The organism is Arthrobacter sp. zg-Y1219, from assembly GCF_030125545.1.
GTDB lineage: Bacteria > Actinomycetota > Actinomycetes > Actinomycetales > Micrococcaceae > Arthrobacter_B.
Genome location: NZ_JASKLY010000012.1, coordinates 32,230 through 49,190, shown reverse-complemented (window position 1 = coordinate 49,190; position 16,961 = coordinate 32,230). Strand labels below are relative to the sequence as shown.

General features: G+C 67.1%; 15 protein-coding genes, 1 tRNA gene and 1 pseudogene. 1 reads left to right on the top strand and 16 read right to left on the bottom strand.

Going from position 1 to position 16,961, the window contains the following annotated elements:
- Window positions 1-38: 38 nt before the first annotated feature.
- Window positions 39-296, bottom strand: a complete 258-nt coding sequence (locus tag QNO00_RS07365; RefSeq protein ID WP_229964649.1) for a hypothetical protein — start codon at window positions 294-296, stop codon at window positions 39-41.
- Window positions 297-528: 232 nt separating this feature from the next.
- Between QNO00_RS07365 and QNO00_RS07360 the strand changes: the two genes are divergently transcribed.
- Complete coding sequence (locus tag QNO00_RS07360) at window positions 529-831, top strand: hypothetical protein (RefSeq protein ID WP_284024100.1); 303 nt, start codon at window positions 529-531, stop codon at window positions 829-831.
- A gap of 6 nt (window positions 832-837) precedes the next feature.
- Here QNO00_RS07360 and QNO00_RS07355 read toward each other — a convergent pair.
- From QNO00_RS07355 to QNO00_RS07290, 15 genes and pseudogenes are all read right to left on the bottom strand, one after another.
- Window positions 838-913, bottom strand: a tRNA-Leu gene (locus QNO00_RS07355).
- Window positions 914-1,032: 119 nt separating this feature from the next.
- On the bottom strand, window positions 1,033-2,418 hold the full coding sequence (locus tag QNO00_RS07350; RefSeq protein ID WP_284024099.1) for an NAD(P)/FAD-dependent oxidoreductase: 1,386 nt from the start codon (window positions 2,416-2,418) through the stop codon (window positions 1,033-1,035).
- A gap of 31 nt (window positions 2,419-2,449) precedes the next feature.
- Window positions 2,450-3,859 carry a S8 family serine peptidase gene (locus QNO00_RS07345; RefSeq protein ID WP_284024098.1) on the bottom strand — a complete coding sequence of 470 codons (1,410 nt, stop codon included), beginning with the start codon at window positions 3,857-3,859 and terminating at the stop codon, window positions 2,450-2,452.
- On the bottom strand, window positions 3,856-4,800 hold the full coding sequence (locus QNO00_RS17365) for a Ppx/GppA phosphatase family protein (RefSeq protein ID WP_229965040.1): 945 nt from the start codon (window positions 4,798-4,800) through the stop codon (window positions 3,856-3,858). The genes QNO00_RS07345 and QNO00_RS17365 overlap by 4 nt, the downstream gene beginning before the upstream one ends.
- Window positions 4,801-4,965: 165 nt before the next feature.
- Window positions 4,966-5,535 (bottom strand): annotated as a pseudogene (locus QNO00_RS17360) (DUF501 domain-containing protein); the annotation flags it as partial.
- Window positions 5,536-5,658: 123 nt separating this feature from the next.
- Window positions 5,659-6,513: an FtsB family cell division protein gene (locus QNO00_RS07335; protein ID WP_284024096.1), complete on the bottom strand. Its 855-nt coding sequence runs from the start codon at window positions 6,511-6,513 to the stop codon at window positions 5,659-5,661.
- 196 nt (window positions 6,514-6,709) lie between these two features.
- Window positions 6,710-7,993, bottom strand: a complete 1,284-nt coding sequence (gene eno / locus QNO00_RS07330; RefSeq protein ID WP_229964644.1) for a phosphopyruvate hydratase — start codon at window positions 7,991-7,993, stop codon at window positions 6,710-6,712.
- A gap of 170 nt (window positions 7,994-8,163) precedes the next feature.
- Window positions 8,164-8,856, bottom strand: coding sequence for a MazG nucleotide pyrophosphohydrolase domain-containing protein (locus QNO00_RS07325; protein WP_331461752.1), 693 nt, complete (start codon window positions 8,854-8,856; stop codon window positions 8,164-8,166).
- Window positions 8,849-10,012, bottom strand: coding sequence for an adenosine deaminase (locus QNO00_RS07320; protein WP_284024095.1), 1,164 nt, complete (start codon window positions 10,010-10,012; stop codon window positions 8,849-8,851). Before QNO00_RS07320 ends, QNO00_RS07325 begins: the two co-directional genes overlap by 8 nt.
- A 44-nt stretch (window positions 10,013-10,056) precedes the next feature.
- On the bottom strand, window positions 10,057-10,743 hold the full coding sequence (locus QNO00_RS07315) for a DedA family protein (RefSeq protein WP_229965038.1): 687 nt from the start codon (window positions 10,741-10,743) through the stop codon (window positions 10,057-10,059).
- 195 nt (window positions 10,744-10,938) lie between these two features.
- Window positions 10,939-12,228: a thymidine phosphorylase gene (locus QNO00_RS07310; RefSeq protein WP_284024094.1), complete on the bottom strand. Its 1,290-nt coding sequence runs from the start codon at window positions 12,226-12,228 to the stop codon at window positions 10,939-10,941.
- Window positions 12,225-12,662, bottom strand: coding sequence for a cytidine deaminase (locus tag QNO00_RS07305; protein WP_229964641.1), 438 nt, complete (start codon window positions 12,660-12,662; stop codon window positions 12,225-12,227). Before QNO00_RS07305 ends, QNO00_RS07310 begins: the two co-directional genes overlap by 4 nt.
- Before the next feature lie 14 nt (window positions 12,663-12,676).
- Window positions 12,677-13,966, bottom strand: coding sequence for an ABC transporter permease (locus tag QNO00_RS07300; protein WP_229964640.1), 1,290 nt, complete (start codon window positions 13,964-13,966; stop codon window positions 12,677-12,679).
- On the bottom strand, window positions 13,963-15,330 hold the full coding sequence (locus QNO00_RS07295) for an ABC transporter permease (protein WP_502863199.1): 1,368 nt from the start codon (window positions 15,328-15,330) through the stop codon (window positions 13,963-13,965). Before QNO00_RS07295 ends, QNO00_RS07300 begins: the two co-directional genes overlap by 4 nt.
- A complete protein-coding gene (locus tag QNO00_RS07290) occupies window positions 15,327-16,889 on the bottom strand; it encodes an ABC transporter ATP-binding protein (RefSeq protein ID WP_284024093.1) in 1,563 nt (520 codons plus the stop codon). The genes QNO00_RS07295 and QNO00_RS07290 overlap by 4 nt, the downstream gene beginning before the upstream one ends.
- Window positions 16,890-16,961 lie beyond the last annotated feature (72 nt).

The following is a 16,961-nucleotide window of genomic DNA, read 5'->3' as shown; positions in this document are numbered from 1 at the left end:
CGGCGCGAGGGGGCGTCCGGGGAGGGTTTCGACGGAGGCTAGACGGGAATAACGTCCCACTCCGCGGCGCCGTCCCATTTGATGTACAGGTCCTTTGGCAGGGGCACTCCCCCGCGGTGGTACATGTGGAACTCCACGGCCTCGCCATCGGCCAGGTCCATTCCGGCGGGCAGGTTCTTGGTGTTCACGCCCACCCTGGATCCGTCAACAACCACGTGGCCAAGCACGTGTCCGCTGACGTTGCGCAGCAGATAGGTGTCTTCGGACGGATTTTCGATTCTCAGGGCATCGCTCATGACCGCTCCCGGCGCAGTGGGGGCGGCGTTCCCGTTTGTCCTGCTTATCCCTGCGGCACCGCCCGGATAAGGGTTCCGCGTTCCGTTTTATGCTATTGATTCATGCTACTGACGGGCCTCTGCGCGCCGGAACCCCGCAGTACCTCGAATACGCTCCGCGGCAATAACCCTTTGGGCAAATAAGTGCCCGCTTCGGCCCATCCGCCCTGGTCCCGCTCACCGAATAGCTCCCATGATCGAGCAGAGCCATCACCGTCAGATGGAGGACAGCCCGCTGAGGGAGTTCTCCGGCACCTACGGAGGCTTCTATCTGCTTCCCGGGGAAGCCTGGGGGGTTTCAGTGGCTGCCGACGGGACACCGCACGCGCGCTGCTGTTCCTGCAGCTGGGAGTACGACGTCGGCACGGAGGAGGAAGCCGTCCGGCTCGTCACCTCGCACCTGCGGGTGGCGCATCCCGATGAACCCGGAGTGGTGGACCCGGCGCAACGAACGGACGAGCGACGAGCGGACCCGGCGCAGCAGCCGGCCCGCTGACAACAGTGGTACCCCAGGTCGGACTCGAACCGACAACACATGGATTTTAAGTCCACTGCCTCTGCCATTGGGCTACTGGGGCGGAAGCGGAAAGCTTCTGCTCAAGCCTACTGGATCCCCGCCCCGCCGCAGAAACAACGACGGCAGCCCCTCCCCAAGGGGAGGAACCGCCGTCGTACGTGTTCTGCTGAAGCGGAAGCGCTACTTGGCAGCTTCGGTCTTCTTGGCCGGCGTGGCGGCCGACCGGAAGCCCTCGCGCGGGTTGTTCAGGTTGCGCAGGGAGGTCAGGTCGCGGCCGTAGCTCACGTTCAGGAGCCAGCCGGAGACGACGCGGAACTTGCGCTCGAACATCGGCATGGCCAGGCCGTGGTAGCCGCGGTGTGCCAGCCAGGCCGGGAAGCCCTTGAGGCCGAAGCCCATGATGTTGGCAACGCCCTTGTACTGGCCCAGGCCGGCAACGGCGCCGAGGCTCTTGTGGTTGTATTCCTCAACGCTGCCGATGCCGTAGCGGGCGGCCAGGAGGTTCTTGGCCAGCAGCTTCGCCTGGCGGACGGCGTGCTGGGCGTTCGGAACGCAGAACCCGCCGACCCCGCCGCCGGACAGGTCGGGAACGGCGGAGACGTCGCCGGCGGCCCAGGCGCCGTCGAGGGGGCCGTTCTCGCCGGTGATGCGCAGTTCGGCGTTGGCGCGGACGCGGCCGCGCTCGTCGATCGGGAAGTCAGTGGCGCGGACCATCGGGTTGGCCTGCACGCCGGCGGTCCAAATCAGGGTATCCGCACCGAACTCGCCGGCCGGGGACTTGTCAGCCATGTTGATCAGCTTGAGCACGCCGTTCTCGGCGGACGCCAGCGAGGTGTTCAGCAGGACTTCGATGCCGCGCTCACGCATGCTGGCAACAACCCACTCGGCCTGGTCCGGCTTGACCTCGGGCATGACGCGGCCCATGGCCTCGATCAGGACGAAGCGGAGGTCTTCGCGGCGCAGGCGGTCGTTGATCCGGACGGCATCGCGGGCCATGTCTTCGAGCTCGGTCAGGGTTTCGATGCCGGCAAAGCCGCCGCCGACGACGACGAAGGTCAGGGCGCGGTCGCGCTCCGGGCCAGCGGGCATGAGCGATGCGGATTCGATGCGCTCAAGCACGTGGTTGCGGGTCGCCATTGCTTCTTCGATGCTCTTCATGCCGATGCCGGCCTCGGCGAGGCCCGGGATCGGGAAGGTGCGGGTGATCGAGCCGGCGGCCAGGACAACATCCTGGTAGGGCAGCTCGAACGGCTCGCCGCCGTCGCCCGGCTCAATGGTGGCGGTGCGGGCAGCGTGGTTGATGGAAGTGACCTTGCCGGTGATCAGCTCGGTGTTCTTCAGGTGCATGCGGTGGGACACGACGGCATCGCGGGCCTCGATCGTGCCGGCGGCCACTTCGGGAAGGAAGGGCTGGTACGTCATGTAGGGCAGCGGATCGACAACTGTGACGATCCCGCCCTCATCCTTGACCTTCTTCTGGAGGTTTTTCGCTACATAGAGACCTACGTAGCCACCGCCAACTACCAGGACGCGGGGACGGTCTGAAAACTGTGTCGTAGATGCCATGCCCTCATCCTACCCGAGTTTGTGAAAACCTTCACGAGAGATTGGAGTGTTTCAGCTGACCGGTTTCGGTGTCCTCGGCAACAGCATCTTGCCCCGTGTCGTCCCCCGTCCGGCGACGCGCGCGAACCACCGCTGCAGTGCCTGCGGCGGTGACTCCCAGCAGCAGTCCGCCGAAGCCCAGGACCAGCGCTGCGGGCAGCGGATCGGACCCCCTGTCCGGCGGCAGCGCCACCGGAACCGTGGGCTCCGGCAGGTCCGGTTCCTGCGGCTCGACGGCAACCGGAGCATCGGAGGCCGGGGCTGTGGAGGCATCGCGGCGGTGGATCCGGATCCAGTCCGCAATGTTGCCCAGCGGGTTCGCCGCGACGGAGGGAACATCGGAGGTCAGGGCCGCGCCGGCATCCAGGATGCCGTAGCCGTACAGGGTGTCCTGTCCCGGCGCGCCGGCCTCGCGGGTGGTGCTGATGATCCGGTTAATGACGTCTGCGGCGCTGAGGTCGGGATAGGCGGATCGGATCAGGGCCGCGGTTCCCGCTACCAGGGGCGCAGCGCCGGAAGTTCCGCTCCAGTCCGCGTACCGGATCGCCTCGCCGGGCAGGCCCCCCACCAGGTTTTCCGCCGGGGCGGCAACGCCGATGCTGATTCCTTCGGAGGAGGAATACCGACTCGCTTCACCGTTCCGGTCGACACCGGCCACGGTCAGCACACCGGGGATGGTGGCCGGGGCTCCCACTTGCACCATGCCGACGCTGCGGTTGCCGGCGGCGACCACGACCACAACGTCCTGCTGCTCGGCGTACAGGAAGGCTGAGTCCCAGCTCTCCGGCCAGGATGTGGAGGAGCTGCCCAGCGACATGTTGATTACCTGGGCTCCGTTGTCCACGGCCCACCGGATGGCGTCCGGAATCTGGTCCTCGATGGGGATGCCGGCCGGGTTGTCGGGTCCGATCCAGGCGGAGACCGCCAGCAGCTCGGCTTTGGGTGCCACGCCGATGATGCCCTCGGATTTGGCGGGCGCCGGGGGCTTGGCCGTCTCTTTAGTCCTGCTCGTCGGGCTCGGGTCCGGCGCAACGTCAGGGGCGTGGCCGCGCCCTGCCAGCAGTGTCGCCACCAGGGTGCCGTGGGACGGGTTGTTGCCCAGTCCCCGGCTGCCGGCCGGGTCCCCGGCACCGGAGACGTCGGTGCCGCCGGTGACGGCTCCCGCCAGATCCGGATGGGTGGGATCGATTCCGGTATCGATCACCGCGACCTTGACGCCTGCGCCCTGGCTCACCTTCCAGGCCTCGTCGAACCCGGAGTCAGCGAGCCAGTACTGCTTGTCGCGCCATTCGTCGGCGGAGGCCGGGGCAGCCGGAAGCAGGGTCAGCGCGAGCAGCGCCGCCAGCAGGACCGCGTGGATCCTTCTCCGTGGCAGCCCGGGAACCGCCGACGGATCCGTCACCGCGCTACGCTCAGAGCTATGCCGTCCAGGATGTCGTGCTCGCTGGTCACTGCGGAGGAGACCGCCCCGTCGGTGAGTTCCGCGACCCGGTCCACGATCGTCTGCCAAATCAGCGCACCGGCGCCGATCACGTCCACGCGGCCCGGATGCATGTACGGCAGTGCCGCACGGGCATCCCGGTCCATGTGCAGCAGCTCCGAAGCGGCGTGGTCTATCCGGGCGGTGTCGAGCTCGGTGCCGTGGATGGCACTGGGTGAGTACTCGGGCAGGTGCAGGGCGTGGGCCGTCACCGTGGTGATCGTCCCGGCCACGCCCACCAGGCGGTCGGCTTCGGCCAGCGGCACAGTGGTCAGAACCTGCGCGATCATGTCCAGGACGTCACCGCGGGCAAGGGCGATCTGCGCCTCGGTTGGCGGATTGGAGGTGAGGTGCCGTTCGGTGTACCGGACGCAGCCCATGTCGGTGCTCTTGGCCGCCAGTACGCCCTCGGAGGTGCCCAGCACAAACTCGGTGCTGCCGCCGCCGAGGTCCACCACCAGGGTCTTGGAGCCGTTGCTTCCGCCCAGGACGCTGGTGGCTCCGGCGAAGGACAGCGCTGCCTCTTCGTCGCCGCTGATGACTTCGGGCTCAACGCCCAGCCGCTCCCGGATGCCGTCAACGAACTCGGCGCGGTTTTCGGCGTCGCGGCTGGCCGAGGTGGCGACGAAGCGGATCCGCTCGGCTCCGTGCTCCCGGATCAGGGCGGCGTACTCGTCGGCGGCCTCGAAGGTCCGTTCCAAGGCCTCGGGGGCCAGGCGGCCGGTGGCGTCCACACCCTGTCCGAGCCGGTTGACCCGCATCAGGCGGACGACGTCGGTCAGCCGGGGCGGGCCGTCCTGCGCCACGTCGGCAATCAGCAGGCGGATGGAGTTGGTGCCGCAGTCGACGGCGGCAACCCGCACCGTTGAAGCAGCACCCTGGTTCTGCACTTCACTCTGGTCCGGCACTTCGTCCCCCTGCTGGTCGGTGTCGGCCGCGTCAGCGGTGTTGGCCTCGGCTTTAGCGGCCTCGCGGCGGGCGGCGCGCTTGGCGTCCAGCTCCTCCGCGGAGAGGCCCTGGGTTTTGGTGTGCCGGCTCAGATCACGGCTCGGCACCGCACTTGCGGTGTCCCACGCGCCCTCACAGTAACAGCGATCGCGGGTCCACCAGGGGGAAATGCGGTCCAGGGCTTCATCACCCAGCGGGTTGACTCCGGGACCTGCGGCCAGAGAGTGGCCCACGAGGACGTGGAGGCACTTCACCCGGGTGGGCATCCCGCCGGCGGAGACGCCGTCGATCTCGGGAACGGGGCCGACGCCGGTGCGGGCACCGATGTCGTTCCGCACCTGAAGGTACGCCTCGTGCGCTGCCCGGTAACGGGCGGCGAGCTCGGGGTCCTGTTCCAGCCGCTCGGTCATTTCGTTCATGACGCCGGCGGCTTCGAGCCGGGAGACTGCGGCAGTGATGACCGGGTGCGCCAAATAGTAGGTGGTGGGAAAGGGAATGCCGTTGCTGAGGCGCGGTGCCGTGGTGGCCACGAGGGGGTTGCCGCAGACGCAGCGCGCGCCGATTTCCACGACGTCGCGCGCCGGCCTGCCGAGCTGACGGCTCAGTGTCTCCAAGTCTTCGGAGGTGGGGGTGAGCTGCTGCTGGGTCATGCCGGAGGTTCCTTCCTGGGGGCCTGGACGAGGCCCGGGCTAATAATGTCTGCGTTTCTAAGATTACTGTGCGCAGAACGACGCCGGGGCCGCCGCCGCGGCGGCCCCGCGCCGGCAGCGGGCCTACTGCGCCGCAGCCGACCGCTTCACGGAGTCCCAGAGGGCGTCGACCCACTGCAGGTCTTCCGTTTCCTCCTGCGCCTCCTGCGCGGCGTTTTCCACTCCGTGCTCCCCCTTGACGAGGTAGCGGGTCTCCCCCGGCATCACCAGGAAGATGCGTTCCCGGGCCTGCTGCTTTATGTAGTTGGGGTCCTCCCAGCGGCCCAGCTGCGTTTCCAGGTTGCGGGCCGTCTCCTTCTCACTGGCGATTTCCGCTTCCAGCGCGGAAATTTCCGAGCGCTGATGCAGATAAGTGCTCACCGACGGTGCCAGCAGCACCGTTACGACCAAGGTCACCATGGCCAGGACCAGGAGGCGGCCGGAAAAGGCCTTTGCCGGAACCGGGCGCAGGTCATCGGAGACTTCGTCTGCGCCCGTTCCGGACAACGCTGCCGGAGCCTGTGCCAGGGACCGCCGCCGGAACCTGCCGGCAGCGGCCGCCTTCGCGGTTGTGGCCTTGGCTGCGGCATCGTCGGCTTTCGTGCCGGAGAGCTTCCCGGCCGCTGCTTTTGTGGGAGCAGGTTTGGCTGGCGCTGCCTTGGCCCGAGGCGTTTTCGCCGCGGCGGCTTTGGCTGGCTTGGCCGGGGCGGCCGTCGCCGGCGTTTTTGCCGGGGCGCCCGGAGCAGGTGCACGTTTCGCGGCACCCGATCCGGCGCCGCGGGCTCCGTCCACCGGCTTCGTGGCACTGATGGTGTCCGGATCAGCAGCAGGGCTCCGTCGCCGCTCCGGCCGGCTCCCGCCGGGGCCGGAGACGGTCTCGGCCGCGGCGCCGTCCCCCGCTGAACCTGCTTTGGGGACTTTCGGACGTCGGGTGGGCATGGAACTCCTTGATTCAAAACAACCTGGCGGAACGGCAAAAGAACAACAGCTAAACCCACCGCTCAAAACGAACAGTGATTCAAACACAGGGGTCTAAACGACACTGTGGTTAAACGACACAGTGGTTAAACGACACAGTGGCTTAAACACAGCTGGCGGGCACCCTCATTAACGAGGGTACCCACCAGCAGCAGGCTTACTCTGCCGTGAAACGCGGGAACGCGCTGCGTCCTGCGTAACGTGCGGCGTCGTCGAGCTCTTCCTCGATGCGCAGCAGCTGGTTGTACTTTGCTACGCGCTCGGAGCGGGCCGGGGCGCCGGTCTTGATCTGGCCGGCGTTGGTGGCCACGCAGATGTCGGCGATGGTGGTGTCCTCGGTTTCGCCGGAGCGGTGCGAGGTGATGGTGGTGTAGCCGGCGCGCTGGGCCATGGTGATGGCATCCAGGGTTTCGGACAGGGTGCCGATCTGGTTGACCTTGACCAGCAGGGAGTTCGCGGCGTTGTTCTTGATGCCGGTCTCGAGGCGGACCGGGTTGGTGACGAACAGGTCGTCGCCCACGATCTGCACCTTGTCGCCGATGGACGCGGTCAGCGTCTTCCAGCCGTCCCAGTCTTCCTCATCCAGCGGGTCCTCGATGGAAACCAGCGGGTAGTCCCGGACCAGTTCCTCGTAGTACGCGGACATTTCCGCAGCGGAGCGGTTGGTGCCTTCGAACAGGTAGGAGCCGTCCTTGTAGAACTCGGAGGCGGCAACGTCCAGGGCGAGGGCGATGTCGGCGCCGGGGGTGTAGCCGGCACGCGTGATGGCCTCGAGGATCAGGTCCAGGGCGGCACGGTTGGACGGCAGGTTCGGGGCGAACCCGCCCTCGTCGCCGAGTCCGGTGGACAGGCCCTTTTCCTTCAGGACGGCCTTGAGGTTGTGGTAGACCTCAACTCCCCAGCGCAGGCCCTCCGAGTAGGTCTGTGCGCCCAGGGGAACAATCATGAACTCCTGGATGTCGACGTCGGAGTCGGCGTGCGAACCGCCGTTGAGGATGTTCATCAGCGGGACCGGCAGGACGTGCGCGTTGGGTCCGCCGAGGTAGCGGTACAGCGGCAGCGCCGCTGATTCGGCGGCGGCGCGTGCCACGGCCAGGGAGACGCCCAGCATGGCGTTGGCGCCCAGGTTGGACTTGTTCTCGGTTCCGTCCAGGTCAATCATCGCCTGGTCGATGGCACGCTGGTCGGCGGCGTCGAAGCCCAGCAGGGCCGGCTGGATCTGCTCGATGACCGCTTCAACGGCCTGCAGCACGCCCTTGCCCTGGTAGCGGGTCTTTTCGCCGTCGCGGCGTTCGTTGGCTTCGAAGGCGCCGGTCGAGGCGCCGGAGGGGACCGCGGCGCGGCCGAACGTGTCATCATCAAGCAGAACCTCCACCTCAATGGTGGGGTTTCCACGGGAATCCAGGATTTCGCGGGCGTGAATGGCATCGATGATTGCCATGGGAATGCTCCTGTTCGTTGGAACGCTAGGGGTAACTACAGCGGCAGGCAATGAGCCAAGCTCCGCTGTCTGGTTCCAGACTAGTTGAAACCCGCGCCGTAGTAAGGCCCTGCACCGCCATAATGGCCCTGCGGTAGGCTCCGCAGCCGCCTGCAGGGCTCCCGGCCCGGCTAGGCGCCGGCGGTGAAACGGCGGACCGCGGACCGCAGCGCGGCTTCGGCATCCAGCCCCTGGGCCTGCGCCTGGCGCACGACGGCGAACAGGTGATCTCCCAGCTCTTCCTCACCGTGCCACGGCGGCAGCGGCCGGTTCGCCGGGTCCGCTGCAGGTACCGGAATCCCGGCGCGGCGGGCCCGGTCCTGGGCTTTCGCGGCCAGCAGGAGGGCCGGAAGCCCGGCGGGGATGCCGTCGAAGGGTGAGGTTCTCCCTGGTTTTTCCTGCTTCTTCACGTCGTCCCAGGCGCGTTCGATTTCGGCTGGATCGTCGGTGGTGCTTTCCCGGACGGAGCCGTCGGGGGCGAAGACATGCGGATTGCGCCGAATCATTTTGGCCGTTAGCGAATCCACCACGTCGCCGATGCCAAAGTGGCCGGATTCTTCCTGAAGCCGGGCGTGCAGAAGCACCTGGAACAGGACGTCGCCGAGCTCCCCCGCCAGCTCCTGCGCGTCTTCCGGCCCGGTGTGGCCGGTTTCCACGGCCTCGGCCACCTCGTAGGCCTCCTCGATGAGATATTCCAGGAGGGACTCATGGGTGAGCGCGGCCGTCCAGGGACAGCGCTCCCGCAGGACAGCGATGACCTCGGCCAGCCGGGTGAACCGCTGGCCGAGGTCATCGCCGGAAGTGCCGGGGGCCGAATCAGCCACGGAGCTGGTTGAAGCCTTCAGTGACGTAGGCGGCCAGGGCGTCGCGCTCCTCCAGTGGCAGGAACGCGGCGTCGACCGCATTCATGGTGAGTTCGAGGATGTCGTCGAGGTCATAGTTGAAGGTGTCCGCGAGCAGTTCGAACTCGCCGGTGAGCGTAACACCGCTCATCAGCCGGTTGTCGGTGTTCACCGTGACCTGGAAACCGGTCTGGTAGAGCAGGTCGATCGGATGGGATTCGATGTCCCCGCCGAAGGAGGCGATGGCACCGGTCTGCAGGTTGGACGAGGGGCAGATTTCCAGCGGAATGCCGCGGTCCCGGACCCATCCGGCCACCTGGCCGATGGTCACCATGCCCACGGCGCTGTCGTCCCCTGCACCGGCCGGACTGTCTTCGGCGTCCTCGTTGTCGAACTCAACATTGATGTCCTCGGCGATGCGCACGCCGTGACCCAGGCGCAGCGCCCGGCCGTGGACCAGTGCGTCCCGGATGCTGTCCACTCCGGCGGCTTCGCCGGCGTGCACGGTGACCGGGAACTGGTTTTCGGCCAAGTAGGTGAATGCCTCGCTGAAACGCGAGGCCGGGAAGCCGTCTTCCGCGCCGGCGATGTCAAAGCCGGAGGCACCGTTGTGGCGGTGCCGGACGGCCAGCTCTGCGATTTCCATGGCACGGTCGGCGTGGCGCATGGCGGTGATGAGCTGCCCCACCTGGATCAGGCGGCCGCTCGCTTCCACGGCGTCCACACCGGCGTCCAGGCCCTCCTGGACGGCTTCCACGGCTTCGTCCAGGCTCAGGCCGCCCTGCAGGTGCTGCTCGGGTGCCCAGCGGATCTCGGCGTAGACAACGCCGTCGTCGGCCAGATCCTCCACGAACTCGCGTGCCACCCGGGACAGGCCTTCGCGGGTCTGCATCACGGCAATGGTGTGGTCAAAGGTTTCCAGGTAGCGCGGCAGCGAACCTGAATCCGCGGACTCGCGGAACCACTCACCGAGTGCAACCGGGTCCGTGGAGGGAAGCTCGTGGCCAACCTCCGCGGCAAGTTCGATGATGGTGGCAGGGCGCAGGCCGCCGTCGAGGTGGTCGTGCAGCGAGACCTTGGGCAGGCTGCGGATGTCGAGGCGCGGGTCAGAGGCGGGAAGCAGAATAGGCTCAGTCACGCTGCCAACTCTACGTGAGCTGCGGCACTCGTTGGTGCGCGTGCCTAGGGCGTTTCGTTCGGCACCCGCTGCGCGGCTTCCTCGGCGGGGAGCTCTGCGTCTCCGGGGCGCGCTGCGTCTTTGGGGGTCTTCAGCGGCGTGGGGCCGCGAAGCTTGGTGATGAGCCGGTCAATGACCAGCCCGAGGACCATTGCGACGGCGATCGCGACCACGACGCCCAGGAGATGGTTGTCCTCGAACCAGGAACCGGCAAGCGCGCCAATGGCAACGCTGTAGGCTGCCCAGACCAAGGCCGACATGGTGGTCAGGCTGACGAACAACCGGCGGGGGAAGCCGGTGGCGCCGGCGGTCAGGTTGACGACCACGCGTCCGATCGGAATGAAGCGGGCAATCAGGATCAGCGACACGGCCCGCTTGTCCAGTTCCTTGCGGGCCCACACGAAGCCTCGCTGCATCCGCGGTCCGCGCATCCAGCGGTACCGTTCGGTGCCGATCCGCCGTCCCATCAGGTAGGCCAGGTTGTCGCCCAGAAAGGCTCCGCCGGCCGCTGCCGCTGCCACCAGCCACAGGTTGGGGCCGGCTCCGGTGGCCACCAGCGCCGACAGTCCCACTACCAGGGATTCGCTGGGAACCGGCGGAAAGAAGCCGTCGATCAGGCAGAACGCGAATAATGCGAAGTAAACCCACGGCTCATCGGCGGAGGTCAGGATGAAATTGTTGACACTGTCCACTGCGGCGCTCAGCACGTCCAGTCGGCTCCCTCGGATTGGTCTCTGGTATCTATAACGATGCCATCAACTCATTGGTGCCCGCCAACCCCGCGCCCGCCGCCTGCCCGCCCGCCCGGGCCGGGGCAGGGCGGGCAGGTGGGGCAGGGCGGGGCGGCGGGCGGCGGCCGGCGGTTCAGCACGGCCGATGGGCGGTGCCTAGCCGATGCGGTCGATGATCAGCTTCTGCGCGGGGCGGGATCCTTCGGGAGCAATGACGACGGCGTTTTCCAGCGCCTCGCGGGCCCGGTCGAACTTCTCCGGTGTATCGGTAAGCAGGGTCATCAGCGGCTGGCCGGCCCGGACGGTGGCTCCGGGCTTGGCATGCAGGCGGACGCCGGCGCCGGCCTGCACCACATCCTCCTTGCGGGCACGTCCTGCTCCCAGCCGCCAGGCAGCCACGCCCACGGACAGGGCGTCCAGCTCCATCAGGACGCCGTCGGCGGGCGCCAGGATGGTTTCCGATTCCCGCGCCTGCGGCAGCGCAGCCGCCGGGTCCCCGCCCTGGGCGGAAATCATGCGCCGCCAGACGTCCATGGCCCGGCCGTCCCGCAGGGCAGCCGCCGGGTCGGCATCCGGGATGCCGGCCGCGGCGAGCATTTCCTCGGCCAGCCGGACCGTCAGTTCGACGACGTCGGCCGGACCGCCGCCGGCCAGGACCTCCACTGATTCCTCCACCTCGATGGCATTGCCTGCGGTCAGGCCCAGCGGGGTGGACATGTTGGTCAGCAGCGCCACGGTGTTCACTCCGGCGTCCTGTCCGAGTGCCACCATGGTTTCGGCCAGTTCACGGGCGTTGGCTTCATTCTTCATGAACGCCCCGGAGCCCACCTTCACGTCGAGCACCAGTGATCCGGTGCCCTCGGCGATCTTCTTGCTCATGATGGAGGAGGCGATCAGCGGAATGGCCTCCACCGTTCCGGTCACGTCGCGCAGCGCGTACAGCTTCTTGTCCGCCGGAGCCAGTCCGGTGCCGGCGGCGCAGATGACGGCGCCGACGTCGGCCAGCTGGGCCATGATTTCCTCGTTGGACAGGTTGGCCCGCCATCCCGGGATGGCCTCCAGCTTGTCCAGGGTGCCGCCGGTGTGGCCGAGGCCGCGGCCGGAGAGCTGCGGCACGGCGACGCCGAACACGGCGACCAGGGGTGCCAGCGGCAGGGTGATCTTGTCCCCCACCCCACCGGTGGAGTGCTTGTCAGTGGTGGCTTTCCCCAGCGAGGAGAAGTCCATCCGGACGCCCGAATTGATCATGGCGGTGGTCCAGCGGGAGATTTCCTGCCGGCTCATGCCGTTGAGCAGGATTGCCATGTTCAGCGCGGCCATCTGCTCATCGGCTATCGCCCCGCGGGTGTAGGCGTCGATCGTCCAGTCGATCTGCTCCGGGGACAGGGTTCCCCGGTCCCGCTTGATCCCGATGATGTCCACGGCGTCAAACTTTTCGCTGCTCATGTGCGGTCCTGCCCTTCCAAGTGCTGCGGTCCAAAGGCATCCGGCAGGACCTCGTCCATGGTCCGGATGCCGCTTACTGTCATTAACTGCATGCCCGGTGCCCGAAATTCATAGAGCAGCTGCCGGCAGCGTCCGCACGGCATCAGGATTTCCCCGGCGCCGTCCACGCAGGTGAAGGCGGTGAGGCGGCCGCCTCCGGTCATGCGCAGCGAGCTCACGAGCGAGCATTCAGCGCACAGCGTCAGCCCGTAGGAAGCGTTTTCGACGTTGCAGCCGGAGATCACCCGGCCGTCGTCGGTCAGGGCGGCTGCGCCCACCGGATACTTCGAGTACGGGACGTAGGCGTGTTCCAGGGCGGCACGGGCAGCATCGAGGAGTTGGTTCCAGTCGATGTCCGGCGCAGCACCTGCCGGGGTGCCTGCTGATTCATTCATTGGGGGTTCCTTCCTCAGCCCTTGATATACGGTATGCCGCTGGCCGCCGGGCCGCGCGACTTACCCACCACGCCGGCGACGACGAAGATGGTCACGAGGTACGGCAGCATGGCCAGGAACTGGTTCGGCACCGGCGTGCCGAGCAGGCTCAGCACGGACTGCAGGTTCGATGCGAAACCGAACAGCAGGGCGGCGAAGAGCGCGCCGATCGGGTTCCACCGGCCCAGGATGAGGGCCGCCAGGGCGATGTAGCCCTGCCCGGACGTCATGTCCCGGTTGAAGGAGGAGACCGAAACGAGGGTGAAGAACGCGCCGCCGACGCCGGCCACCGCGCCCGCGGCCAGCACGTTCAGGAACCGCATGCGGTTCACGTTCACGCCGAGGGTGTCGGCGGCCTTCGGGTGTTCGCCCACGGCACGGGTGCGCAGGCCCCACCGGGTGTGGAACAGGCCGAAGTAGATGCCCGCCACGGCGATGTACATCAGGTAGCCGATCACCGACTGGTCGAACAGGATCGGACCGATGATCGGAATGTCCGCCAGGAACGGAATCCGAATCGACGGCAGGCGCGGCGGGGAGTTCCACTTCGCGGGATCGGTGCTGAGCACCGTGGAGAAGAGGAAGCCGGTCAGCCCGGAGACCAGGACGTTCAGGACTACGCCGACGATCACCTGGTTCACGATGTACTTGATGCTGAACACGGCCAGCACCAGCGAGACCAGCACACCGGCAACTGCGGCGGCGAAGAGTCCCACGAAGGCGTTGCCGGAGAGCGTTCCGGCGACGGCGGCGGCAAACGCGCCGAAGAGCAGCTGACCCTCGATCGCGATGTTCACGACGCCGGAGCGTTCACACAGCACGCCGGAGAGCGCGCCGAAGATCAGCGGGAAGGCCAGGGTGAACGACCCCGCCAGCAGTCCGTAGACGGCGACGCTGGGGCTGCGGGCGCTGCCCACCGACCAGGTGAGGAACGCGGCGATAAAGAAGACCGCGAACATGGCGATGAGCCAAACCGGCACGTGCTGGAACCGGCTGACCAGGACGGCGGACCAGGCGGCCGAGGCCAGCAGGACCACGGAGGAGATCCAGCCCAGCACCGGGGCCGAGACCACGATGTTGGGAAGCTGGATGGCGGCGTTCTCCTCGGTGAGGCGGAACGTCACCTCCGCGGAAGGCGACCCGAGGCCGAAGAGGATGAAGCCGAGAATGGCCAGGGCGCCGAGGATGATCGGGATCTTCCAGCTGCGGATGGCCTGCGCTGCGGCATGCCTGCCGGCGGAGGCGGGGATGGTTGCGGTGCTCATGCTGTTCCTCCGGCTGCCTTGGCGTTCTTGGTCGTGCGCTTGCCGGACGTCTTGAACGCTCCCGGCGGCGGAATCCTGAAGATGGAGCGGACCAGCGGGGGTGCCGCGATGAACAGGACGATCAGTGACTGGACCACCAGGACAATGTCGATGTTGGTTCCGGTGCTGGTCTGCATGGTGACGCCGCCGGCGCGGAAGGCGCCGAAGAGGATGCCCGCGGCAAACGTTCCCCACGGGGAGGAGCGGCCGAGCAGGGCAACCGTGATGGCATCGAAGCCGAAGCTGGCTGCCACGCCGGAGGTCAGCACCTTCTCGGTGCCGGAGACCTGCGCAACGCCGGCGAGTCCGGCGAGGGCACCGGCGATGAGCATGACGATCACGTAGCCCTTGGTGGTGCTGATGCCGGCGTTCCGCGCAGCGGCCGGGTTGGCGCCGACTGCCCGCAGCTCAAAGCCCACGGTGGAACGGTTCAGCAGCCACCAGATGAACACCGTGGCGGCAACGGCCATCACGAAGCCCCAGTGCAGGCGGAACCCGGATCCCAGCAGAGGCGGGAACATGGCGGTTTCATCCAGCTGCGGGCTGATCGGGTTGGTGGATCCCGGACGCTGGAAGCCCGGGGTCGTGAGCAGGAAGAGCACCAGCTGGATGGCGATGTAATTGAGCATGATGGTGACGATGACTTCGTGCGCGCCGGTCCGGGCCTTGAGGAGACCGGCAATGCCGCCCCAAAGGGCACCGCCCAGCGCCCCCGCGATCACCACGACCAGCAGGTGCAGCCCCGCCGGCAGGTGCCAGCTGAAGCCAACCCAGGCGGCCATGGTGGCACCGATCAGGATCTGGCCCTGCGCACCAATGTTGAACAGGCCGGCACGGAATGCCAGGGCGACCCCGAGGCCGGCGCAGATCAGCGGCGTCGCCACTGTCAGCGTCTGCGTCAGCGGATAGATCATCCGGGAGAAGGTCTGGGCTTCGAAGTTGAAGACCGATCCCTGGAAGAGGGCGATGTAGGCGCCCGACGCCGCTGACCAGGCTGCGGCGAAAAGATCCGACGGGCGGCTGAAGAAGTAGGACGCGGCACTGGCGACGTCCTCGTTGGTGAGTGCTATCAGCAGCCCGCCGACGATCAGCGCCATCACGACTGAGAGCACCGAAACCAGCGCGTTGGAGGAAACGATGCGGTGGAGCACCGAGTCGTTCCCGCTTTCCGGGTGGAGCTCGGAGTCGGGGACGGGAACGGCGGGCGGCGGCATAGCTCCGCCCGCGGTTTCGGCAGCGTTCAGCAACCGGGTGTCTTCGGCTGCTGCCTCCTCTTTCCGGTGGGCGGGTTCGCCCTGCTGCCTGTTATCTTTCTCCGGGCTCACTGCGCCCCTCCCTCAATGTCGCCGTCGTGCTGAATGTTGCGGTCGTGCGCAAGTGCTTCTTCGGCGGGCATCCCGGCCATCATCAGGCCAAGGACGTCGCGCGAGGTGGTGCCCGGGACAATGCCCATGAGCCTGCCGCCGTACAGCACCGCGATGCGGTCCGCCAGCTCCAGGACCTCGTCCAGTTCGGTGGAGACAATCAGAACCGGCGTCCCGCCGTCGCGCTCGGCCACGATCCGCTTGTGCAGGAACTCGATCGACCCGACGTCGACGCCGCGGGTGGGCTGGGAGGCGATGAACAGCGAAAGGGGGCGGGACAGCTCACGGGCCATCACCACTTTCTGCTGGTTGCCTCCGGACAGTGTCCCGGCGGCCGCGTGGGCGGACTGGGTCCGAATGTCGAACTCGTCGATTTTCTCGGCGGCGTTGGCTGCCACGACGGCTGGACGCATGGACAGGCCCTTGGCGAACGGGGGCTTGTTGTACCGGTTGAGGATCAGGTTTTCAGCAACCGTGAAAGGGCCGACTAGTCCGTCGACGCTGCGGTCCTCGGGCACGAAGCCCACGCCGGCGTCGATGACCTGGTCCACGCGGCGGCCGACGAGTTCCTGTCCGTCGAGGTTGATGGAGCCGGTGACATGGTCCTGCAGCCCCATGATGGCCTCGGTGAGTTCCGTCTGGCCGTTGCCCTGCACGCCGGCGACGGCGAGGATCTCCCCCTTGGCGATGCCAAAGCTCAGGTGGTCGACGACGGGCTGGCCGGTGTCGGAAAGCACGACGAGGTCCCGGACGGAGAAGGTGACGGCGCCGGGTTCCGCCGGAGCCTTGTTGAGCGTCAGGTTCACGGAGCGGCCAACCATCAGGGAAGCCAGTTCGGTGGTGGAGGCTCCCGGGGCGGCGTCGCCCACAACCTTGCCGCGCCGGATCACTGTGATGACGTCGGAGACGGCTTTGACCTCGCGCAGCTTGTGCGAGATGAAGACTACTGATTTTCCGTCCGCGGTGAGCTGGCGCATGATGGCCAGCAGCTCATCCGTTTCCCGGGGCGTGAGCACGGCCGTGGGCTCATCCAGGATCAGCACTTCGGCATCCCGGATCAGCGCCTTGATAATTTCGACCCGCTGCTGCACACCCACGGGGAGGTCTTCGACGACGGCATCGGGGTCAACGTCGAACCCGTACTGGTCGGAGATCTTCCGGATGCGCTCCCGCGTGGTTTCCAGGTTCAGCGCACCCGCGAACTTGGTGGTTTCATGGCCCAGTGCCACGTTCTCCGCGACGGTGAAGACCGGCACCAGCATGAAGTGCTGGTGGACCATCCCGATTCCGGCGGCCATGGCATCACCGGGGCCGGAGAAGGCAACCGGTTTGTCGTTGACCAGGATTTGTCCCTCTGACGGTTCGTAGAGGCCGTAAAGGACGTTCATCAGCGTTGACTTGCCCGCCCCGTTTTCGCCGAGAAGGCTGTGCACCTGGCCCGGTTCGATCACCAGGTCTATGTGGTCGTTGGCAACCAAGGCGCCGAAGCGCTTGGTGATGCCCTTGAGTTCGAGTTTCACAACCCCAACCAATCTGTTCGTGTCTGAGTGTTGGGCGCCTCCTAAGGAAGGCTACCCGGAACAAAAGGAACC